Raw genomic sequence first — 20,571 nt, forward strand, 5'->3', positions numbered from 1 at the left:
GGCCGGGAGCTGCGGCTAGGGCTGATGGTGCGGCAATAACATCGAGGCCGCGATCAGCCCGCCTGCGGACGCGAGAGCAGCAAGAAGCCAGGGCCATACGTAGCTGGCAGCCGTGGTGTCATACGGCAGCGTTGTACCGAGCGCCGCGATGCCCAGTGCAAAGCCGCCCTGGCGCATGACCACAGTCACTGCCGAGGCCATGCCGGTTTGGTCCGGAGGCACCAACGCGACGACAGCACCCGACAGTTGCGGGTGCGCCAGCACGGCGCCAAGTCCTATCAACAGCATCCCGGTGACCGCCGCGGCGAGAACGACTGCAGTGTTCGGGAGCCAGCCACTCGCGACCAGCATCAAAGTGAGATTACCTGCCAGCAGCACCAGCATCGCGGTCGCGAACAACTTGCGCCAACCCCAGCGTTTCGCCAAACCGGCACCATAGGGCGGCAGCAGGAGCATCGGCAGCGTCGCGGAGAGCAATGCAAAGCCGACCGACGAGCCCGTCCAGCCAAACGCTGCCCCCAGAAACGACGGCAGGTAGACAAGGACGGCCCAGTATCCGATGGAGACGGCAATCAGCAACGACGAAATTCCGATCATGACTGGCCGACCAAATACAGCCGGGTCGAACATCGGCGCAGGCCGGCGCCGCTGCTGCATCACAAAGATGGCGAGCAGACACCCACTTGCCCCGAGACCGACCGCAACCCGGACCGGTGCCTCACGCCCCATCAACAGGCTCTCGATCGCCAGACCCAGAGCAAACGTGAGGAGAATGACGCCGCTCCAATCCAGCGGACGGTCGGCAGGACCGCGCGATTCTGCGACCAGCCGCGGGACGGCCAGAACAGCGAGCAAGCAAAGCGGGATATTGAACAGGAAAATCCAGCGCCACCCGATCCAGGTCGAGATGAGCCCTCCAAGCGTCGGCCCGAGAGCCATGGCCGTCCCCGAGATCACCCCCATCAGCGCGAATGCGCGGGCGCGCTCGTCAGGCCTTGTATAGGTGCTCGCGAGCAGCGCGATGCCTCCGGTAATGACGAACGCTGCACCGAGGCCCTGAATTGCACGAGCTGCCCACAGCCCCGGGCCTCCCGCCGCAAAGCCGCAGGCGATCGAGCCCACCAGGAACACGACGTTGCCGCCGAGCAGGGCACGTCGTCGTCCATACCTGTCGGCAAGCGCACCGGCGGCCAGCAGTCCCCCGGTAAAGGCCAGGCTGTAGGCATCCATGACCCAGGCATAGGCGGCAACGCCGAAATTGAGCTCGGCCGCCATGGCCGGCATGGCGACGACGACCGCCGTCACGTCGAATTGCGTCAGGAAGGCCGCCATGCCAAGCACCGTCGCCGGCAGCAGCCCGCGCCAAAAGCTAAGCGGCTGCGGATGGAGTTCAGTCCTGGCCATCGTTCTCCGATCGTAAAAACCTCTCTCTCGGTATGCACGCCCGCGCGGGCCGCACGCCAATGCGAGCTGTTCACATCGCCATGAAATTCATTCATGATGATGCGATGCGCTCATTTCCTCCTTTCGATGGCCTGATTGCGTTCGAGGCCGCCCTGCGACATGCGAGCGTCACGCGCGCCTCGGCAGAGCTCGGACTGACACAGAGCGCGGTCAGTCATCGCCTTCGCAAGCTCGAAGACTTCGTCGGCATGCCTCTGCTCATCCGGCAGCCGAGCGGCCTGAGCGCCACAGCCGCCGGCATCGCCCTGTCGAACGAGTTGGCCGGCTTGCTCGATCGGATGGCCGATTTTCGAGCGCTGTGCCGCGCCGCTGCGCCGCCCCCGGCCTTGAGGGTGGGCGTCGGCGCTGCGCTCGCCGACTACTGGCTCGTGCGCCGTTTGCCGCATTTTGCGGAAGCCCATCCCGGCATACCGGTCGAGCTTGTCATTCTCCAGGGAGACGCATACGCAAGGTCGGCAGATCTCGACGTCACGGTGCTGTGGCAGCCGGCGACGGGCTTGAGAGCGACGTCGACCCAGCGCTTGCTATTCCGTGAGCACATTTACCCCGTCTGCCACCCCCGCCTGCTGCCAGGTCGGCGCCCGCTTACCGACATCACGCGCGTGAGATCCTTGCCGCTCTTGCACAAGGGCCGGGCGGGCGAAGACAGCGGGGTCGAGTGGTCGTGGACGACCTGGTTCGAACGATTGGGGCTGGGCCGCCCTCCCCCTGCGGATATCCGTTTTGCAACAATAGCGACCGCCATAGCTGCCGCCCTCGCGGGCAACGGAATCGTGCTCGCACGCTCGCTGCTGGTTCAGGATGCGCTCAAGGACGGGAGGCTGGTGCGCGTGCTTCCGCAGTCGTGGGATTTGCCATCGAGCAAGGCACAGGTCGTGCGCTGGCCCGCGGCAATGGCCCAGGATCCCCGCGTGAAGGCGTTCGTCGACTGGGTCCTGCGGATTCCGAAAATTCCCGTTGATTGACGCCGCAGCGAATTGGCGGGGAACAAATTCCCGGCCGCCGCGTTGAGGGGCTTGTGGCATTGAGATGCAGCGATTGGTGCAGGCCCCGGCGCGCAGATCTGCGTGCTGGGGTCCTTTTGCGTGAGGCGGGACGATGGGGGACGTTGTTTCGGAGTCAAAGGTCGATTTTGGTGCGCTTGCGGGGCTGCATAAATGGCCGTCGCTTGCCAACCAGCGTCAGCCGGATCGCGAGCCATACCAGGTCAGCGAGGGCACGCTCGATGAATGCATCTCGGCCTTCATGCAGAAGCCGGCGACGACCCGGCATCTCTACGAGATCCACACGGCAGCGCAGCCGCCGCTGGTGACGGAGATCCTCTCGCCCGAGCATGTCATCGAGCTCTCGCGCTGGAGAGAATTTCTCTGATTGCGTGCAGGCGCCAGGACTGCACGCTTATCACAGCTTCTCATCGCGGCAGGAACCTTCGTCCGGCTTTTCCCGTTAACGGGGATCGGAAGCCAAGGCGTGAGTGTCTGAGATGCTTGAAGCTGGCGTACCATCCCCTGTCGTGCCCTATGGCGCAGACCAGACCCTGTTCGTGGTGATCGATCGCCGCGACAAGGCGACCGAAATCCGCGTCGAGCGGAGCGATCTCGAAGCCACGATCGGCGAGCTCGTCGCCGGCTGCTTCAACGATCCCGTCAAGGTGATCTCGTTCAACACGCTCGAGCACTGGACCAAGGACATCTCGATCGATGTCGCCGGCGAGATCCGCGCACGCTGCGATATCGACGGCATTAGGCTGCCCGACTATCTCAGCGATTTCGTCGAGGGCCACACCTGACCGCGTATCGTGCTTATTGGAGCTATGCGTGTCGGCGCCTGGCGGCGATGACCTCGATCTCGCGGCGACGTTCGCCGGCAAAGGTCAGGAGCTTCTCGATCGTCAGCGTATCCGTGATCCGTTTGGCGAGCCGCTCGGCACGCGCGGCCTGATCTTCGAGATACTGGATCGTGTTCAAGCGTCCGCCTCCCCAAAAGCCCCAAATTGTTTGGGCAGCCATGGTGCGTGAGAAGCGGCTAACAGCCGGTTAAGCGGCGGGGCTCGGATCGATGAATCGCGGGCCTACCGAACCACGTCGAGCCGGACATTGGCGACACCCTTGTCGACCATGCCGAGCGCCTCGGCCGCGGACGGCGAGATGTCGACGACGCGTCCGCGAACGAAGGGGCCGCGATCGTTGACCCTGACGGTGACGAAGCGGCCCGAGGAAACGTCGGTGACGCGCAGCTTGGTGCCGAACGGCAGGCTCGGATGCGCCGCGGTCAATTCGTTCTTGTCGAACTTCTCGCCGCTCGCGGTCTCCGTATCCGAATAGAAGCTGGCGACGCCATGCGCGGCGGTCTGCTTGGCGTCACCGTCGGGAATGCGCGCCCGGCTGATCGGCCGCGGATGCAGCGCCGCCACCCTGTGCGGCCGCTCGACCGCTGCCTGCCGGTTGGTACCAAGATCGGCCTTCTGACGACCGACCGGCGATTGTGCACAGGCGGCGAGCGAGGCTGCACCGACGATGGCGAGCAGCAACCGGCTCGAGGTTGCCAGCGAGATCCCTGCAGTTTCGGCACTTGCAATGCGAGACATGATGCGCCCTCCGAACAACCCTGAGTTTCGGTGGGCAATCGGGGCAGAACCTTGGCTGAAGGAAAGCAGGCCTGAGGCCGCGGCCGTTTCGCGCGAGCTGTGGCGATTCCACCACAGTGGCCTGTCCTGAATCGAGACAGATCAGCGAAATATCAGCCCGATACGACGCGCCAGAGGATCGGACGCGCCTCTGCCTGAGCATCGTCCGGATCGGCCTCGCCCCTGATGAGCCGCATCAGCTCGCGCCGATAGAGCCGCCGCCAACCGGTTTTCAGGCTGGCGAGAAAGTCGAGCTCCCGCTGTGTCAGTGTGCACATCATGAACCCGATCCTGTCGCGAGCGCCGCGCCGTCAGCCGACGAGGCCGCCCATCGGTTTGACGTCGGCGCTGCCCGGGAAGACCGCCTCGGCGAGCACCTTCTCATCCACACGCAGATGGTCCCTGAGCAGGCCCTTCAGCACGGCGCGCAAGTCCGTGGTCGGCTTGAGATCGCGATCCTCGAACAATTGCGCCGGCTTCAGGCCCGGCCAGTCCGCGATGACGCGGCCGCCTGATAGCCCGCCGCCGATGAGGAAGGCGACCGTGCCGGTGCCATGGTCTGTCCCTTGCGTGCCGTTGATGCGCGCGGTGCGGCCGAATTCGGTGACGACCGCGACCACCGTCTCGCCCCACACCTCGCCCATGTTGCTTTCGATCGCGGCAAACGCGCCGTCGAGCGCGCCGAGCAGATTGTAGAGCTGGCCCGAGGCCGCGCCTTCGGCGATGTGGGTATCCCAGCCGACAAAGCCCATCGCGCCGACGCGCGGGCCGTCGGGCTTGGCGAGATAGCGCGCAGCCGTGCCGGCGGCTTCGGCAAAATAGGCGCGCACGCGCGCGATGCCGGGCGGCATCAATGTCGGATCGTCCGACATCGGATCGCCGGTGCCGGGCGCACCGCCGAGCGAGGCGAGCTTCATGCGCGCCTGGAGCACGGTCGCAAGCTTGGGATCAGTGTGCTGGTAGAGGTCGAGCAGCCGGTTCTGCGTATCCTCGCTCGCCGGCAGGAGTTTTTGCGGCACCCACGTCATCACAGGCGCCGAGCCGCGCACCACCAGTGGCGTCACCGAGCCGATGCCCAGCGCGCGGCTGCCGCGCGGATCGACACGGCCGCCCGATTCCATCGCGAGCAGCGCGCGGTTGAGCCATCCCGATGCGGTCGCACCGGGCCTGGTGAACCCGCTCTCCAGCACGTCCTGGCCGTCGAAATGCGAGCGCTCGCGATACGGCGTCGCGGCCGCATGGACGATTGCGGCCTTGCCGCCTCTGTAGAGGCGGTGCAGGTTCGGCATCGCTGGATTGAGCGCGAAGAAGGCATCGAGCGGCAACGCCGGCGGCTTGCCGTCCAGCAGCAGCGCGCGATCGCCGCGCAGGGAGATCCAGTCGGGATCGCCGACCGGCGCAACCGCACCCAGGCCATCGAGCGCGCCGCGCAGGACGATGACGAGCAGGCGCGGATCGCGGCCTTCGGCGCGCGCGATCCGCGGCATCTGGCTCCATGCGAACAGCGCGCCGGAGCCGACCAGAAGCTCGCGCCGCGTGGGCAGATGATGGTCAAAGCCCATGCTCACCTCCTCTGAAAATCCGCCGACATGAACAGCAGCGCCAGCGCCTGCTGCCGGCTCTCGGCGCGGCCGACCGCCTGCTTCACCTCGGGCGATATCTCCGATGCGAAGACATCCTCGATGATCACTTGCGGATCGGCCGTGGCCGCCACGCGTTCGGCGAAATTGTTGGCGATGTCGAGCCGCCGGCCGATGCCGTCGATCCAGCTCGCCTCATCATCCGGATAGCCCTTGGGCGCCGACGGCCGCCACAGCCCTTCGCCGAGCAGCTCCTGGCCGCCGGTGAAGCGGACGGGATCGACGGTCGTGATGCCGGTCGCGCGCACCATGCCGATGCCCCATTCGCTCGGACGCTTCAGTTTTGACGGCGGCCCGCGCCAGGCATCGTCCGACGACACCATCGCGATCGCGACCTGCTTGAGATCGCCCTCGGTGTCGCGAAAGGTCTTCGCCATCTGCTCGACCAGCGCCGGCGGCGGCTCGTCGGCGACGAAATGCCGTGCGAGCTTGGTGGCGACATGGGTTGCCGTCGCCGGATGCGCGGCGAGATCGCGCAGAACGGCGCGGCCCTGCTCGACGTCCTCCTGCTCGTAGCGCTTGCCGAGCACGGTCTGCCCGCCGGGCTCGTGCAGCCGCGGATTGAAGGTGAATTCGCCGCCGTGCTCGGGATTGTCGCCGGGCGGCACAAGCGTCCATCCCGTCAGCACATTGGCAAAGCTGATCACGTCGTCCTGGGTGTAGCCGGTGCGCACACCGAGCGTATGCAGCTCCATGATTTCGCGCGCGATGTTCTCGTTGAGGCCGCGGCTGCGGTTGATGCCGGCGATCGAGTTCGCGCCCATCGAGCCGAGATTGTCGAGATAGAACAGCATCGCCGGATGGCCCTCGACGGCCTGCAGCAGGTCGACGAAATGGCCGAGCGCATTGGCGCGAACGGCCTCACGTTCGTAAGCCCCCGACATGCTCTGGATCTTGTAGGCCGAGATGCAGAAATGATTGGACCAGAACCACACCAGCCGCTCGGCAAAGCCAATGTCGGCGGCGAGCGCGGCTTCGGTGCGCAGCTTGGCTTCCTGCAGATAGATCGGCCGTCCGGGATCGGGCACGGCTTCAGCCGCCTGCTTGGCCGCCATCTCGGCGGCGTCCTTGTCCTGGGCCTGACCTTGCGTCTGGTCTTCCGACATGACCGGCGCGGCCGCCACCTGCTGCTTCTTCGCCTGCAACTGCGCCTGCTTGGCGCGCGCCGCGCGCCGCGCATTGGCGTCGGCAACCGTGCGGTACGCCTTTGCGCTGGTGGGAAGGACGGCGGCGGCGGTCAGCGTGAGCGGCCGGTCGAGCTCGGCGATCAGCGCGCCGCGCGGGTCGGTGCCGAGTGCCGCAATCGATCCCGGCCGCGGCCCCATGCCGAAGCGATGAAGTGCCAGCACAGAAGCGGCCTTTGCAGGATTGCTCATCGCGAACGCCCAATTCTCTCGCGCCTGCCGGCGGCACGCCGGCGAGGCTACGAACCGTAATGCTACACAACGTAACACTTAGAGCGCGGCCCGGCAAGCGGAGATTGAGAGGTCCCGTCCGGGTATCGGCAGCCGCCCATCCGACGCGGCGAACGAACGGCCGCGACGATCCTAGAAGTTGGGCCCGAGCGCGATCTTGGTGATCGTGCCGTTCCTGACACCGATGCGCCATTCCGCCGACCCGTTGGCGAACTGGGCGATGTAGATGTCGCTGTCGAGCGCGGTGACGCCGCGGAACGAGACCGCACGCAGCGTGCCAAGCTTCGCCAGGATCGCCTGGTCGAACGGAAGCTGCTGGCGCGTGATGTCGGCGACCTCAGGCGTCATGTGCTCGTAATCCGGCTGGCCCTTGCCGAGCCCCTCGATATAGCTGCGCAGCATCTCCTCGCCATTGGCGATCGGAACGGCGCGGCGTGCCGCGCGTCCCGGCTTTGCGCCGATGTTCGAAGCCTCGACATTGTGGAAGCGCGTCTGCCGGCCCGGCACCAGGACCTCGAGGCAACGTCCGGACTTGTCGGCAATCACCCAGGGATTGTTCACGGTGGTCGTCACGGCCCAGCTCATGTTGGACCTCACCACGCTCTGGCTCTTGCGATTGCCGTCGGCATCGAGATTGAAGACGCGGATGTCCTCGCCCATCTCGTTGTAGACCATGATCCGGATCGGCGAGGTGCCGGCGCGGCCGCGCACATTCGCCTCATCCGTGCAGGGCACGATGCCGCCGAGCTCGTCATTGCCGTCGGCCCGGAACAGCACGTCACCGACCTTGCCGTCGGGCTCGAGCAGCAGACGGAATTCGGCGGTGCCGTTGTCGAACTTGGCGCCGTAGATGTCGTAGCCGCCGGGCCCGACGCCACGGAAGAAGATCGACTCGACCGCGCCGAGCGCCACGAACGTCGCCTGCGTTTCATTGAGCTGACGTTGGATCTTGGCAGCCAGCGGCGCGCTCATGCGATCGTAGTTCGGCGTGCCGCGGCGCATATCCTCGATCCCGCGCAGGATCATGTCCTTGCCGCCCGCGACCGGAACCTGCTCGCGGAAACGATCCGGCACTTCCGCGACACGGCGCGCGAAGTCGGCCTCGATCGCCTGCGCCAGCGCCGCATCGATCCGCGGCGCGAGACGGGCACCAAAGACCGCGTTCTGGACCAGCACGCGCGAGACCTTGGCTTGCTCGTCGCGCAGGAAGATCAGGAGGTTCTCGCCGTGGATCGAGAAGACGTCGGCCCCCTCCGTGAGGAGCGTCGCCCGGCCCTGCACGGTTTCCTGCACCTGAAGACGATCGCCGTCGCGGCGCACGGTGAGCACGCGGTTCGGCGCCACCCTGTACCAGCCGACATATTGATCGAGCGCGGCGGAATCGGCCGCCGCCGTCGGCATCTCGGCGACGCGAACCGCGCGGATGTCGCGGCCGTTCATGCGCAGCGTCAGCCCGGCGGAGCGGCGCTCGGCATCCAGCGGAAAGGTGATCTCGCCGGACGAAGCAGGGTAGGACGCGGTGCCGTCGCTGCCGACCGTCAGACGCAATTTGCGCTGCCCGGTGAGCTGACCGTAGAGCTCGTCGCCTTCGCGGAAGATCGCAAACACCGAGGACGGGCCCATGGCATAGAAATTGACGAAGGGGCGGTAATGCTGGGCCGGCACCTCGCCGCTATCGGCGATGCCGGGCGCAGGGTCCGGCGTGCGATAGGCAATCATGCCGGCGGACACGACCACGACCGGAACGATCGCTGCCGCGATCCACAGCCGCTTGCGCCAGCCGACCGCGACGGGCAGCGCGGCAGCCGCGATGATGCGCTCGACGCGGGCGCGCACGGTCGAGGCCCGCGCCATCGCGAGCTCCACGGAGCGCGGTTTTACGCTGCTGGCAAAATCGAGCAGGATTTCCGCGTAGGACAGCCGGTCGTCGATCACCTCGATCGCCTGCGCGTCGCTGATGATCTCGGCGAGCTCGGCAAGGCGCGCGAGCTGCCACCACGAGAACGGGCTGAACCAGAACACCGCGCGGTTGAGCGCCGCGAGCAGGAGGACGTAGAAATCGCGGTTGGCGACATGGGCGCCTTCATGCGCGAGCACCGCGAGGCGCTTCTTGGCGTCCCAGCCGGAAAATTGCGGCGGCACCAGAATGGTCGAGCCGAAGGTGACGGGGCCGCCGACATCGCGGCTGACGCGCACGTCGGCGTCGATCATCTGCGGGCCCTGCATCGGCTTGGCCGCGCGCGCCAGCCGCCAGGTCAGGCCGAGGCCGATCGCAAGCCGCAGCAGCAACAGGCCGGCGACGCCGGCATAGACGATCGTGGCAAGCAGCCACCAATTGATCGAGACGACGTTTTTCACGGGCGGCGCGACGGCCGCACCGGGCGCGATCGGCAGCGCAGGCTGCGACGTCTCCAGCATCGAGATATCGGCCGGCCACAATTCGTCCGGCACCGGCACGGACAGAGGCAGCCGATCGATGGTGAGCGTCGGCCAATGCATCACGAACGGCATCGCGAGCGAGGCCACGAGCACGACGACCCAGGCCGTCATGTGAACGTGCGGATTGCGCACGCGAAACAGGGTGAGACCGAACCAGACGACGCCTCCCAGCACAAAGGAGCGCAGCGCCGCCTCAGCCAGAGTTGCGATCATTCTTTCTTCACTCCTCTCGCCTTCTTCGCCTTGGCCACCTGGTCGGCCAGCGTGCGCAATTGCTGCTGGTCGAGCATCGCATTGTCCACCATGCCGACGAGGACCTCTTCCATCGAGCCGTTGCAGAACCAGTCGACGATGCGCTGCACCGCCTTGGCCGCAACCCGCGAGCGCTCTTCGGCGGCGTGGTAGACATAGGTACGTCCGTCCACGGTGTGGTTAGCATAGCCCTTTTCCTCGAGCCGGCGCAGCACCGTACGCACCGTGGATTCCTTCAGACGCCGCGACAGCCGCTCCCGCACGATTTCGGCCGTGACAGGACCATGGGCCCAAACCAATTGCATGACCTCGTGCTCGAGGTCGCCGAGTTCGGGCAAACGATCGTCCATGGTATCTGACCTTGCGGATTGAGGTTTCTTGTAACGTTACAGATCGTCGCATATAGGTCCGCGCCGCGCAACGGCGATTCCGGAGGAAATGGCGGCGGGGGCTGACCTAATGGGAATTGCTCAGGCGGGCCGTCATGCCCGGGCTTGTCCCGGGCATCCACGTTCTTCGTACCACCCGGCAAGGCGTGGATGGCCGGGACAAGCCCGGCCATGACGGTGAGGGAGCCCTCAGTACTTCGGCTCGTACATCTGCGACTGCACCAGGCCCTTCACATCGTTCGGCGCCGGTCCGTCCGCCAGCCCGCGCTGGTAGGCGACATCCGCCACCGCAACGGCGATGCGGGCCGAGACCTCGCGGATGCGCGGCAGCGCCGGATAGAGGCTGCCCTGCGCGAGATCCTCCTTGCCGACGCAATCGGCCAGCGTATGGGCGGCCGCCATGAACATCTCGTCCGTCACCAATCGCGAACGGCTGGCGATGACGCCGAGACCGACGCCCGGGAAGATGTAGGAGTTGTTGCCCTGGCGCGGCACGAAGGTGCGGCCGTTGAGCTTCACCGGATCATAGGGGCTGCCGCAGGCGAACAGCGCACGGCCCTCGGTGTAGCGATAGGCATCTTCCGCCGAGCACTCGGCCTTCGAGGTCGGATTGGAGAGCGCGAACACGATCGGCTGTTCGTTGAGCTCGGCCATCGCCTTGAGCACCTCGGGCGTGAAGGCGCCGCCGACCGCGGCAACGCCGATGATCGCCGTCGGCTTCAGCGTCCTGATCGCGGTGAGGAAGTCGGCAATCGGCGCCTGATCGGTATGGGCATAGCGGAGCTTGTGGCCATGGAGGCCGTCACGGCCGCTGACGACGAGGCCACGGGAATCCACCAGCCAGTTGCGCCGGAGCGCCTCGGCTTCGGAGGCGCCCTCCGCCATCATCGCGGAGACCACGAGATCGGCGATGCCGGTCGCGGCCTCCCCTGCCCCGAGGAACAGGATTTTCTGGTCCTTCAGCTTGCCGCCGTTGACGCGCAACGCCGAAAACAGGCCAGCGAGCGCCACCGCCGCGGTGCCCTGGATGTCGTCGTTGAAGACGCAGGTCTCATCCCGGTATTTGTGCAGCAGCTTGAACGCGGAGTGATTGGCGAAATCCTCGAACTGGATCAGCACACCCGGAAACGTCTTTCGCGCCGCTTGCATGAACTCGTCGACGAAGCTGTCATAGGCCTCGCCGGTGAGCCGGCGCTCGCGCAGGCCGAGATAATAGGGGTCGTTCAGCAGCTCTTCATTGTTGGTGCCGACGTCGAGCACGACAGGCAGGCAATGCTCGGGATGCACGCCGGCGCAGGCCGAATAGAGCGACAGCTTTCCGACCGGAATACCCATTCCGTTGGCACCGAGATCGCCAAGTCCCAAAATGCGCTCGCCGTCGGTCACGACGATGAGTTTTGCGGGATTGGGCCAGTTCTTCAGAATGTCGGCGATCTGGCCGCGATCGCGCGAGGAGATGAACATGCCGCGCGGCCGCTGGTAGATCAGGCCAAATTTCTGGCAGGCGAGCCCGACCGTCGGGGTGTAGATGATCGGCTGGATCTCGTCGATATTGTCGACGACGACGCGGAAGAACAGCGCCTCGTTGCGGTCATGCAGCGCGTTCAGCGCGACGAATTTTTCGAGGTCGGTCGGCAGCGTGCGCAGATTGACGAGCACGCGCTCGACCTGTGTCTCCATCGTCAGCACGCAGGGCGGCAGCAGGCCGCGCAAGCCGAGCGCATCGCGCTCCGCTTCGGTGAAGGCGGTGCCTTTGTTGAGCAAGGGATCGCGCAACAGCGCCATGCCATGCGATTGATCGGACGATGTCGGCTGGGCAACGACCCGGGCAGGTCTATTCACGAATTCCCCCAAGGAGTTTCTTATTGAACCGCAGCCATTGTCGGCCACCGCTCCCCCGATATCAAGGACGTAGCACCCCGCGCATCGATTGTGATCTCGCACCGCAGCGAGATTTGCGCGAGAACAAGCAATTGCGTGTGCGAAAAGGTTAACGCGGAAAAGCCAGTCTTTCCCCTCATGGTGAGGAGGCGCACAAGCGCCGTCTCGAACCATGAAGGCTCCTATCCCGCCTGCGGCCATCCTTCGAGACGGCCGCTACGCGGCCTCCTCAGGATGAGGAGAAGCGCTTGTGGCGCCGCTCTACTCCGGCTTGATGTCCGCGGCCTTCACGATCGGCCACCACTTCTCGGTCTCGGCTTTCTGGAAGGCAGCGAGCCCTGCGGGCGATTGCTGATCGGCGGGCGGAATCTCCTGCCCCAATTCGCCGAAGCGCTGCTTCACGGATGGGTCGGCGAGCACCGCGACGATCGCCGCGTTGAGCTTCGTGACGATCTCCTTCGGCGTGTTCTTCGGTGCCCAGATGCCGTGCCAGTAGGAGATGTAGAGGCCCGGCAGGCCCGCCTCGTCGACGGTCGGAATATCGGGCGCGGAAGCAAGCCGCGTCGGCCAGGTCACCGCGAACGCCTTGATCGCCCCGTTCTTGTACTGCTGTATCGAGTTCGAGGCCTGGTCGAACATGATGTCGATCTGGCCGGCGACGAGATCGATCATCGCAGGGCCAGCACCACGATAGGGCACGAACTGGAAGTCGGTGCCGGTCTTCTCCTTGAAGAAGACGCCGGCGACATGGGCGCCGGTCCCCGCGCCGGCCGTCCCGGCAGTGGCCTTGCCGGGATTGGCTTTCAGCCACGCGATCATCTCTTTCAGGTTGTTCGCCTCGAGCGACTTGCGGCCGACGATGAGCTGCGTCCCCATCGCGATCGTCGCGACCGGCTCGAAATCGGCGATCACATCATAAGGCAGCTTGAAGATTGCGCCGTTGAGTACATGGGTGCCCCAATGGCCGATCGTGATCGTCGTGCCGTCGGGCGTCGCGCGCGCGACGCGGGCGCCTGCGATGCTGCCGGAGGCGCCGGCGACGTTCTCGACCACGACCGTGGTGTGCAGCTCGGCGGCGATCCGTTCGGACAGGATCCGGGCCAGCGTGTCGGTCGGGCCGCCCGCCGCGAACGGCACCACAAGGGTGATGGGGCGCGATGGAAACGATTGGCCGCTTGCTGGCGCGGTCCCCGCCGCACATCCAATCAACGCGCATGCGACAATCACATGACCGCGCAATCCGGCCCACAGCCCCCGCATCAGTCTCTCCCACCCTTTTTGCCGCCCGCATGTTGTCAGCGGGCTGGAGCTGGAGTGAACGATGCCGGGTGCGTGGAGGCAAGCGGTAAGTTGACCGGCCCGCTATCCGGCCGCGCGCCGCGGCGTGAGGTTTGCGGCATGATCTGCCGGCGGCGCGACGTGCATCAGGATGGTCTGGGTGGCGGAGGCGACCTCGATGCCATTCTGCTGGAAGCGCTGCTTCATGCGGCGGTTGAACTCGCGCTGCACCGGCCAGCGGCCGGCCTCGGTGCAGCGGATCTGGCCGACGATCGACACCATGGCGCCGTCGACCTTGTCGATGCCCCAGAGTTCGAGGTCGCCGCGGATCAGGGCGCGGAAGTCCGGCTCGCGGCGCATCTCCTCGACGATGTCCTTGAGGATCTGGCCGGCGCGATCGGTGTCCTCCTTGTAGGCGACGTTGACGCTGACGGAGGCATTGCCGGCGCCGCGACTAGCATTGGTGATGGTCGTCACCGCGCTGAACGGCACGATGTGCACGGCGCCGTCACCGGCGCGCAGGCGAATGGTGCGGATCGAGACGTTCTCGACCACCCCGGAGAGTCCGGAGACGCTGACATTGTCGCCGACCTGCACCGTGTTCTCCAGCAGCAGGAACAGACCGGTGATGAGATCCTGAACCAGCTTTTGCGAACCGAAGCCGATCGCGATACCGACGATGCCGGCGCCCGCGAGCAGCGGGGCGACATTGACGCCGATCTCGCTCAGCGCCGTGAGGCCGACGACGGTGGCGATCAGGCAGAGCAAGGCGGTGCGCAGCATCGGCTGGAAGGTGCGCAGGCGAGCGGCACGGGCATAGTGGCCGTCCCGCGACAGCGTATTGATCTGGCGGTCCAGCAGTGCGTTGCTGGCCTCCCAGATCGCGGCCGCGATGAACACGGCGACGCCGATCGTCACCACCGCCGAAATCAACCGCCCTCCGATCTGGCCGCCATAAAACCAGACGATGGCATCCACGCCCCAGACTTCGAGCACGGCCACGAAGCTGATGAAGGCGATCACGCCGGACACGATCCTGCGCAGCAGCGGCAGATAGCGGTTGGCCCGGACCTCCAGTCCCGGAAAGCGCTGGAGGATCTCCGGCTTGATGCGGAAGCCGCGGTCGATCAGGCCGAGCGTCAGCATGATGGCGACGCGCGTGATCAGCGCCACGGCGATGGTGCCGACGAAATATTGCAGCAGCAGCGCATAGCCGTTGCGGATGTTGAGCGCCCACACCGCCCACAGCGCAAGATCGAGCGCGATGGCAAGATAATGCCAGCCGCCGGCAATGCGGTTGCGCAGGCGCGCTGCGATCCCCTGCCGGTCCGCAGGCGCGCGAATGGCGTCGGCGACCTGGCGGCGGCATTGCAGGATGATGACGACGACGAAGAGATGCACGACCAGCATCACCATGCGCAGCAGCGCGGCATAACCGGCGCGATGCAGGCCGAGCAGCAGCGCCACATTGGCGAAGGCGATGCCGGAGACACCGACACCGACGATGCGCCGCGCCCAGATCTCGATATAGGCCGCGGTCTCGGGGCGAACCGGAAACAGGCCGAACGGCCCCGCCAGCGCGCGGACGACGCAGATCAGCCCGCGCGAGAAAGCATAGGCGTTCACGACCGCAAGGATCACGAGGCGGACGGTCGTGGGCTGGCCAATCTCGGTCCCGAGCAGCGCCGATGCAACGCCCATGAGGACAAACACGGGAAGCAGTTCGAGCAGGAGGCGCCCCAGCACGAAGGGCAGCCGCAGCATCACTTGCCAGATCCGCGCCAGGTTGTGGCGCCGCCTGTGCAGGTCGGGCGCGGGGGTGACATCGGCCACCGATGACGGCGGATCGGCAACGGGCAGCGCCTGCGCCGGCAGGCGCGCGGTTTGCGGCATGCGCCCTTCCAGGAAGGCGACCGGACGCCGGATCAGGCGGAAGATCACCCACTCGGCCGCAAGCGCGCAGCCGAGCACCAGCGCCAGCTTCCAGGCGATCTCGATCAGGAGATTGTAGGCCGCCGGATCGTTCGCGGTGCGCATGATCCAGTAATAGAACGCCGGAAAATGCGTGAGCGTTCGCGCCATGTCGGCAATCTCGCCCGAGATCTCGCCGATCTCCTCCGACACCGTGAGCAGCAGCTGCGCGCCGAGACCGTCGGCCGAGAGCGGGATCGGCGATTTCGGCTCGGGCGCAGGCTGTTGCGGGCCTGATGCATTCGCGATAGCGCGCAGCGTGTCGATCATCTGCGCGCGCTTCTTGTCGTCCTGAAGGGTCTCCAGCGCGCGTTTGGCCTCGTCGGGCGACAGCGCGGCAGCGTTGCCGACGGCAGGCGCAGCCGGCTCGGCACGGGCTGGGGAGAGAGAGAAGATGGCGAGGAAGAACGCTGCGAGAAGCGCCGGAGCAAGCTTATGCGACACGAAGGATTCCTTGGAAAAAATAGATGCGCCACGGCGGAATCGGAGGAGTCACCGCCGCAGCGCATGCGTCATGTCGGATAGGGGGTTATTCGCCCGCGTCCTGTGTCGGAAGTTTGCCGATGAGGCGACCATCTCTTGGCATTTGCCGCAGGTCGGGAACCGCAGGCCTTCGTGGCCATTCGCAGTTGGCGGGAAGTTCGCTCGCGGCGCATCCTTCGAGACGCCCGCCTGCGGCGGGCCCTCAGGATGAGGTCGTGCTGTGGGGCGAGATTTCCAGACCTTCATCGAGATTCGAGATCCTCATGGTGAGGAGCCCGCAACGCGGGCGTCTCGAACCATGCAGGCCGGACTCGTCCAGCAACTTCCAGATCTCATACGCAGCACGCCCCAAAACGCACAGCGCCGGGCAGGTAGGGGCTATGCCACACTGATGCAGCCCTCTAAACCTGTACCCGGCGTGCCGTTCGCGGTTTCTGCCGCTATGCGATAGTCCGAACGAGCTCCATCGCACTTAACGCGGCTGGATTTGCGGAGGTGGAGTCATAGACCTCCCCTTGCTCACGATGTGGACGTTGCGCGTCGCGTATTCGCGACCGTCAGCATGGTCCTCCTGTGACATAAAACTGTCAAGCGGGATCAATGGCTTTCAAATCACATTTGCAGACACGTTCCATCCGTTCCCGCGACAGATTGGCCGCGTGAAGCAGCGGAATAAATCCCTCGACGCAGCGTTTGTCTCGAAGAGCATACTCGTCGCTCCCGCCTCCCCCTTTTCCAGAAAGCCAGAGATGAAAGCATCATTTTGCATCGCAATTGTCGCGGCCCTCGCGACCGGTTCAGCGTTCGCGCAGACCCCGCCGCAGACCTCGACCAGGAAAGTCGACGGCACCGACAACGTCTACATCTTCCGCTATGGCGGCCATCAGTCGATGTTCGTAGTGACGCCGAAGGGCGTGATCGCGACCGATCCGATCTCGTATCTGCGGCCGGCAAAACCCTATATCGACGCGATCAAGGCAGTCACCGACCAGCCGATCAAATACGTCGTCTACAGCCACCACCATTACGATCACATCGCCGGCGGCCAGCCGTTCAAGGATCTCGGCGCCACCTTCATCGCCCACCGCCGCACCAAGGAGCGCCTGCTCGAGCTGAAGAAGCAGAATTCACTGCTCGCCGACATCGTGATGCCGGACCAGGTGGTCGATGACAAGAAGGCCATCACGCTCGGCGGTACCACGCTGGAGCTGAACTATGTCGGTCGCAACCATTCCGACAATTCGCTGGTGATGCGGCTGCCGAAGGAGAAGATCGTGTTCGTGGTCGACTTCGCGCCGATCGAATCGGTCCAGTTCCGCAACATTCCCGACAACGCTTCGCCGCTCGAATACATCGCCTCGCTGAAAAAGCTGGCGTCGCTCGACTGGGAGCGGATGATCCCCGGCCATCCCTATGCCGGCGGCCGCTTCGGCACCAAGAAGGACGTCGAGGACGACATCGCCTACATGGAGGACCTCTCGGCCGAGGTGAAGAAGGCGGCGGATTCAGGCAAATGCTTCGACACCGCGATGAAGGACGTGAAGCTGCCGAAATACGAGAAATGGGCGAATTACGAGACGAGCCTTCCCGCCAATGTCGAGCGCTTCTGCTACTGGTGGGGCCGCGGCTATTGAGCTCTTTTCCCTCTCCCCGCCTGCGGGGAGAGGGTCGGGGTGAGGGGGAGTCTCCGCAAGGACGGTGACAGTCGGATTCGCGGAGAGTCCCCCTCACCCGGATTGCATCTTCGATGCAATCCGACCTCTCCCCGCAAGCGGGGCGAGGTGAAGGGCGGAGACGGCAACGTCGCGATGATGACACCATACCCCTGTTTTGCCCGACGGGTCAAGCAAACTTCTTAAAATCCGAACTCCCTTCCCGCTCGCCCGCAAGTCATTGATTCCACTATCCTCGGCTACTGTGCATGGGGTTGTTTTCGCTGTTTTCATTTCGACTGCTTCTTGCCGCCCTTCCCCTCCTCCTTCTCCAGCGCCTTGCGCACCTCGTCGAACTCCGCCACCGAGGCCTTGTCGGCGCGGGGGAAGCGCAAATCGAGTTTTTCGAGCGCGGCATTGATCACCGAGCCGATCACGACGCGGGCGAACCATTTGTGGTCGGCCGGTACGACATACCACGGCGCATGAGGCGTCGCGGTGTGGCGGACGATGTCCTGATACACGGCCTGATAGCGCGGCCACAGCGCGCGCTCCTTGATGTCGTCCATCGAGAACTTCCATTGCTTGGACGGCTCGTTCAGCCGGTCGAGGAAGCGCTCGCGCTGCTCCTCCCTGGAGAGGTTGAGGAAGAATTTCAGCACCACGGTGCCGTTGCGGCAGAGATAGCGTTCCCAGGCCGAGATGTCCTCGAACCGCTCCTTCCAGATCTCCTTGGTCACAAGCTTCGGCGGCAGCTTCTCCTTGGCGAGGATCTCCGGGTGCACGCGCGTCACCAGGCATTCCTCGTAATGGGAGCGGTTGAAGATGCCGATATGGCCGCGCTCGGGCAGCGCGATGGCATGGCGCCAGAGGAAGTCGTGGTCGAGCTCCTTGCTGCTCGGCGCCTTGAAGGCCGTGACCTCGCAGCCCTGCGGATTGATGCCCTCGAAGATCGCCTTGATGGCACTGTCCTTGCCGGCCGCGTCCATCGCCTGGAACACGATCAGCAGCGACCAGCGGTCCTGGGCATAGAGCTTCTCCTGGAACTCGGTCAGCCGCTTCTTGTTGGCGTCGAGAATCTCCTGCGCCTTCTCCTTGTCGAGATCGCCCTTCTCGTTGGTCTTGTGCGCCTTGAGATGAAACTTGCCCGCGCCATCGTAGCGGAATGGCGTGATGTAGCGGTCAAGTTCCTGGGCGAGCGATTTGGACGGCTTCTTGCTCATGGGCGCGGGGCACCTTGCGTTGCGGCTTCAGTCGGTCGAGCACGCTACCAAGGATGCCCTTGGGAAGGAATATGATGAAAAGCACCAGCAGCACGCCGTAGACGAAATTGTCCCAGCCGACCGCCTTGGTACCGAAGCCGATGCGCAAGGTCTCGGCCAGCAGGATCGTGATGATGGCGCCGACGGTCGGGCCGAGCGAGACGAACAGGCCGCCGACGATCGCTGCGAACACCATCTGGAGCGACACCGCGATGCCGCTGACGGTGTCGGGCGTGATGAACATCTGGTACTGGCAGTAGATCGCACCCGCCAGCGCCGTCATCAGCGCGCTCAGCAGCGTGATCTTCAGTTTCTCCGCGGTGACGTCGACGCCGGCCGCGGCCGCGGCGTCCTCATCCTCCGAGATCGCCTCCAGCGCATAGCGCGCCATGCTGCGGTCGACCCAGTGCCAGACCAATATGCCGAACAGCCAGACCCCGAGCGCGATCAGGTACCAGGTGATCTTGTCGTCGAATTGCAGAGCCAGCAGCTTGCTGCCGGATGCCCGGTTCGGCGTGTAGCCGAGCGAGCCGCCGGTATAGTCGCGCGTCGCGGTGATGACCTGAAGCACGATGCCGGACAGCGCCAGCGTCACCAGCACGAAATAGTGTCCGGTGATGCGGAAGCGAAAGCAGGGATAGCCGACGATCAGCGCCAGCGTGCCGGCCGCGACCATGCCGAGGGGGATGCCGATCCAGGGCGACCAGCCCAGATGATTCCAGAGCAGCGCCGTGACATAGGCGCCGATGCCCATGAAGCCGCCATGACCGAGCGAGACCAGGCCGAACCGTCCCATCATCGACCACGACGTGTAGGCGAACGACCAGATCAGGATCAGCACCAGGATATGCAGATGATAGGGATCGCGATAGACGAAGGGCAGCGCAATCAGCGCCGCCAGTCCGATCCCCCATGCCGCCAGCCGCCCCTGCCCCATCATCGGCGCCTCGCAAGCAGGCCCGCGGGCCGGATGAACATCATGACGATGAAGAAGGCGAAGGCGAGCACGTAGCCCCATTCGAGATCGGAGAACAGGCCGCCGAGCGAGATGATCTCGGCGAACACGAAGGCGGCGATAAAGCCGCCGATGAAATTGCCGAGGCCGCCGAGCACGCAGATCAGGAAGGTGATCGGCCCGAACGACAGGCCGACGAAGGGATGCACATCATATTGCAGCACCAGCAGACAGGCGGCGAGCCCGGCCAGCGCGCCGCCGAGTGCGGACGTGATGAGGTAGATCCTCTTGGTGTCGACGCCCATCAGCGCCATGATCTGCCGGTCCTGCGAGATGGCGCGGATCGCGGTGCCGGTGAAGGTGCGCGTCATGAACAGATACACCGCAACCATGCCGACCAGCGCCGCCAGAAACGACAGCAGCCGTGCATAGCTGAAGTTCATCTCGCCGAAGGCGAGCACCGGCAGGCGGATGCCGAGATTGCGGAAGTCGATGCCGAAGGCGACGGTGGCAAAGCTCTGCAGCACGAACAGCACGCCGCCGGTGGCGAGCAGCTGGTTGATCGGCGGCGCGGTGAGCAGCGGCGCGATCACGAGGTAGTGCAGCGCCGCGCCGAGCATCGCCACCAGAAGAATGGTGAACGGTGCCGCGACGAAATAGCTGAGGCCGTAATACTGCACCAGGAAATACATGGCGTACATGCCGATCATCACGAGCTCGGCGTAGCAGATCCAGGTCACGTCGATGACGCCGAAGATCAGATTGAGCCCGAGCGCCAGCAGCGCCAGCACGCCGCCGAGCAGGATGCCGTTGATCACGGCCTCCAGCAGGTAGATGTCGAAAATGTCCAGGAACCCCTGCATG

18 protein-coding genes are annotated in these 20,571 nt (G+C 65.1%); 4 read left to right on the forward strand and 14 right to left on the reverse strand.

Annotation, left to right across the window (positions count from 1 at the left end):
• Nucleotides 1-15: 15 nt before the first annotated feature.
• Entirely contained in the window at nucleotides 16-1,404 is a 1,389-nt protein-coding gene (locus tag AC1RR3_RS08190) for an MFS transporter (protein WP_492821173.1), read from the reverse strand.
• Nucleotides 1,405-1,484: 80 nt separating this feature from the next.
• Between AC1RR3_RS08190 and AC1RR3_RS08195 the strand changes: the two genes are divergently transcribed.
• The 3 genes from AC1RR3_RS08195 to AC1RR3_RS08205 all read left to right on the forward strand — a co-directional run bounded on the left by AC1RR3_RS08195 (nucleotide 1,485) and on the right by AC1RR3_RS08205 (nucleotide 3,253).
• On the forward strand, nucleotides 1,485-2,429 hold the full coding sequence (locus tag AC1RR3_RS08195; RefSeq protein WP_492821175.1) for a LysR substrate-binding domain-containing protein: 945 nt from the start codon (nucleotides 1,485-1,487) through the stop codon (nucleotides 2,427-2,429).
• A 133-nt stretch (nucleotides 2,430-2,562) separates the two neighbouring features.
• Complete coding sequence (locus AC1RR3_RS08200) at nucleotides 2,563-2,835, forward strand: hypothetical protein (protein ID WP_492821177.1); 273 nt, start codon at nucleotides 2,563-2,565, stop codon at nucleotides 2,833-2,835.
• A 112-nt stretch (nucleotides 2,836-2,947) separates the two neighbouring features.
• Nucleotides 2,948-3,253 (forward strand): hypothetical protein, encoded by a 306-nt coding sequence (locus tag AC1RR3_RS08205; protein WP_492821179.1) that lies wholly within the window; start codon nucleotides 2,948-2,950, stop codon nucleotides 3,251-3,253.
• A 22-nt stretch (nucleotides 3,254-3,275) separates the two neighbouring features.
• Here the strand turns inward: AC1RR3_RS08205 and AC1RR3_RS08210 are convergent, their stop codons facing one another.
• From AC1RR3_RS08210 to AC1RR3_RS08255, 10 genes are all read right to left on the reverse strand, one after another.
• Entirely contained in the window at nucleotides 3,276-3,431 is a 156-nt protein-coding gene (locus AC1RR3_RS08210) for a hypothetical protein (RefSeq protein ID WP_492821181.1), read from the reverse strand.
• A 104-nt stretch (nucleotides 3,432-3,535) separates the two neighbouring features.
• Nucleotides 3,536-4,051: a septal ring lytic transglycosylase RlpA family protein gene (locus AC1RR3_RS08215; RefSeq protein WP_492821183.1), complete on the reverse strand. Its 516-nt coding sequence runs from the start codon at nucleotides 4,049-4,051 to the stop codon at nucleotides 3,536-3,538.
• Between the two features lie 152 nt (nucleotides 4,052-4,203).
• Nucleotides 4,204-4,371: a hypothetical protein gene (locus AC1RR3_RS08220; RefSeq protein ID WP_492821185.1), complete on the reverse strand. Its 168-nt coding sequence runs from the start codon at nucleotides 4,369-4,371 to the stop codon at nucleotides 4,204-4,206.
• Nucleotides 4,372-4,401: 30 nt separating this feature from the next.
• Nucleotides 4,402-5,652: a DUF1501 domain-containing protein gene (locus AC1RR3_RS08225; protein ID WP_492821187.1), complete on the reverse strand. Its 1,251-nt coding sequence runs from the start codon at nucleotides 5,650-5,652 to the stop codon at nucleotides 4,402-4,404.
• A 2-nt stretch (nucleotides 5,653-5,654) separates the two neighbouring features.
• Nucleotides 5,655-7,106: a DUF1800 domain-containing protein gene (locus tag AC1RR3_RS08230; RefSeq protein ID WP_492821189.1), complete on the reverse strand. Its 1,452-nt coding sequence runs from the start codon at nucleotides 7,104-7,106 to the stop codon at nucleotides 5,655-5,657.
• 171 nt (nucleotides 7,107-7,277) lie between these two features.
• A complete protein-coding gene (locus AC1RR3_RS08235; protein WP_492821191.1) occupies nucleotides 7,278-9,797 on the reverse strand; it encodes a M56 family metallopeptidase in 2,520 nt (839 codons plus the stop codon).
• Complete coding sequence (locus tag AC1RR3_RS08240; protein ID WP_247504690.1) at nucleotides 9,794-10,186, reverse strand: BlaI/MecI/CopY family transcriptional regulator; 393 nt, start codon at nucleotides 10,184-10,186, stop codon at nucleotides 9,794-9,796. Before AC1RR3_RS08240 ends, AC1RR3_RS08235 begins: the two co-directional genes overlap by 4 nt.
• 228 nt (nucleotides 10,187-10,414) lie before the next feature.
• Nucleotides 10,415-12,010, reverse strand: coding sequence for an NAD-dependent malic enzyme (locus AC1RR3_RS08245; RefSeq protein ID WP_492821442.1), 1,596 nt, complete (start codon nucleotides 12,008-12,010; stop codon nucleotides 10,415-10,417).
• Between the two features lie 357 nt (nucleotides 12,011-12,367).
• A complete protein-coding gene (locus AC1RR3_RS08250) occupies nucleotides 12,368-13,366 on the reverse strand; it encodes a Bug family tripartite tricarboxylate transporter substrate binding protein (protein ID WP_492821193.1) in 999 nt (332 codons plus the stop codon).
• A 102-nt stretch (nucleotides 13,367-13,468) separates the two neighbouring features.
• A complete protein-coding gene (locus AC1RR3_RS08255; RefSeq protein WP_492821195.1) occupies nucleotides 13,469-15,799 on the reverse strand; it encodes a mechanosensitive ion channel domain-containing protein in 2,331 nt (776 codons plus the stop codon).
• Nucleotides 15,800-16,587: 788 nt separating this feature from the next.
• Here AC1RR3_RS08255 and AC1RR3_RS08260 point away from each other — a divergent pair.
• A complete protein-coding gene (locus AC1RR3_RS08260) occupies nucleotides 16,588-17,472 on the forward strand; it encodes an MBL fold metallo-hydrolase (RefSeq protein WP_492821197.1) in 885 nt (294 codons plus the stop codon).
• Between the two features lie 308 nt (nucleotides 17,473-17,780).
• Here the strand turns inward: AC1RR3_RS08260 and AC1RR3_RS08265 are convergent, their stop codons facing one another.
• Genes AC1RR3_RS08265 through AC1RR3_RS08275 form a run of 3 tightly spaced genes read right to left on the reverse strand, consistent with a single transcriptional unit; the run spans nucleotide 17,781 to nucleotide 20,570 of the window.
• Nucleotides 17,781-18,713: a polyphosphate kinase 2 family protein gene (locus AC1RR3_RS08265; RefSeq protein ID WP_492821199.1), complete on the reverse strand. Its 933-nt coding sequence runs from the start codon at nucleotides 18,711-18,713 to the stop codon at nucleotides 17,781-17,783.
• The gene (locus AC1RR3_RS08270; protein WP_492821201.1) at nucleotides 18,673-19,692 is read right to left on the reverse strand and encodes a branched-chain amino acid ABC transporter permease; all 1,020 of its coding nucleotides are present in this window, start codon (nucleotides 19,690-19,692) and stop codon (nucleotides 18,673-18,675) included. The genes AC1RR3_RS08265 and AC1RR3_RS08270 overlap by 41 nt, the downstream gene beginning before the upstream one ends.
• Nucleotides 19,689-20,570 carry a branched-chain amino acid ABC transporter permease gene (locus AC1RR3_RS08275; protein WP_492821203.1) on the reverse strand — a complete coding sequence of 294 codons (882 nt, stop codon included), beginning with the start codon at nucleotides 20,568-20,570 and terminating at the stop codon, nucleotides 19,689-19,691. Before AC1RR3_RS08275 ends, AC1RR3_RS08270 begins: the two co-directional genes overlap by 4 nt.
• Nucleotide 20,571: the final 1 nt, after the last annotated feature.

The organism is Bradyrhizobium sp. GW821-FHT13H05 (assembly GCF_058804065.1).

What these genes read in the sequence shown, in the direction of transcription:
- AC1RR3_RS08190 (WP_492821173.1), bottom strand. Translation starts at nt 1,404, where the DNA reads ATGGCCAGGACTGAACTCCATCCGCAGCCGCTTAGCTTTTGGCGCGGG.
- AC1RR3_RS08195 (WP_492821175.1), top strand. Translation starts at nt 1,485, where the DNA reads ATGAAATTCATTCATGATGATGCGATGCGCTCATTTCCTCCTTTCGAT.
- AC1RR3_RS08200 (WP_492821177.1), top strand. Translation starts at nt 2,563, where the DNA reads ATGGGGGACGTTGTTTCGGAGTCAAAGGTCGATTTTGGTGCGCTTGCG.
- AC1RR3_RS08205 (WP_492821179.1), top strand. Translation starts at nt 2,948, where the DNA reads ATGCTTGAAGCTGGCGTACCATCCCCTGTCGTGCCCTATGGCGCAGAC.
- AC1RR3_RS08215 (WP_492821183.1), bottom strand. Translation starts at nt 4,051, where the DNA reads ATGTCTCGCATTGCAAGTGCCGAAACTGCAGGGATCTCGCTGGCAACC.
- AC1RR3_RS08220 (WP_492821185.1), bottom strand. Translation starts at nt 4,371, where the DNA reads ATGATGTGCACACTGACACAGCGGGAGCTCGACTTTCTCGCCAGCCTG.
- AC1RR3_RS08225 (WP_492821187.1), bottom strand. Translation starts at nt 5,652, where the DNA reads ATGGGCTTTGACCATCATCTGCCCACGCGGCGCGAGCTTCTGGTCGGC.
- AC1RR3_RS08230 (WP_492821189.1), bottom strand. Translation starts at nt 7,106, where the DNA reads ATGAGCAATCCTGCAAAGGCCGCTTCTGTGCTGGCACTTCATCGCTTC.
- AC1RR3_RS08235 (WP_492821191.1), bottom strand. Translation starts at nt 9,797, where the DNA reads ATGATCGCAACTCTGGCTGAGGCGGCGCTGCGCTCCTTTGTGCTGGGA.
- AC1RR3_RS08240 (WP_247504690.1), bottom strand. Translation starts at nt 10,186, where the DNA reads ATGGACGATCGTTTGCCCGAACTCGGCGACCTCGAGCACGAGGTCATG.
- AC1RR3_RS08245 (WP_492821442.1), bottom strand. Translation starts at nt 12,010, where the DNA reads ATGGCGCTGTTGCGCGATCCCTTGCTCAACAAAGGCACCGCCTTCACC.
- AC1RR3_RS08250 (WP_492821193.1), bottom strand. Translation starts at nt 13,366, where the DNA reads ATGCGGGGGCTGTGGGCCGGATTGCGCGGTCATGTGATTGTCGCATGC.
- AC1RR3_RS08260 (WP_492821197.1), top strand. Translation starts at nt 16,588, where the DNA reads ATGAAAGCATCATTTTGCATCGCAATTGTCGCGGCCCTCGCGACCGGT.
- AC1RR3_RS08265 (WP_492821199.1), bottom strand. Translation starts at nt 18,713, where the DNA reads ATGAGCAAGAAGCCGTCCAAATCGCTCGCCCAGGAACTTGACCGCTAC.
- AC1RR3_RS08270 (WP_492821201.1), bottom strand. Translation starts at nt 19,692, where the DNA reads ATGATGGGGCAGGGGCGGCTGGCGGCATGGGGGATCGGACTGGCGGCG.
- AC1RR3_RS08275 (WP_492821203.1), bottom strand. Translation starts at nt 20,570, where the DNA reads ATGCAGGGGTTCCTGGACATTTTCGACATCTACCTGCTGGAGGCCGTG.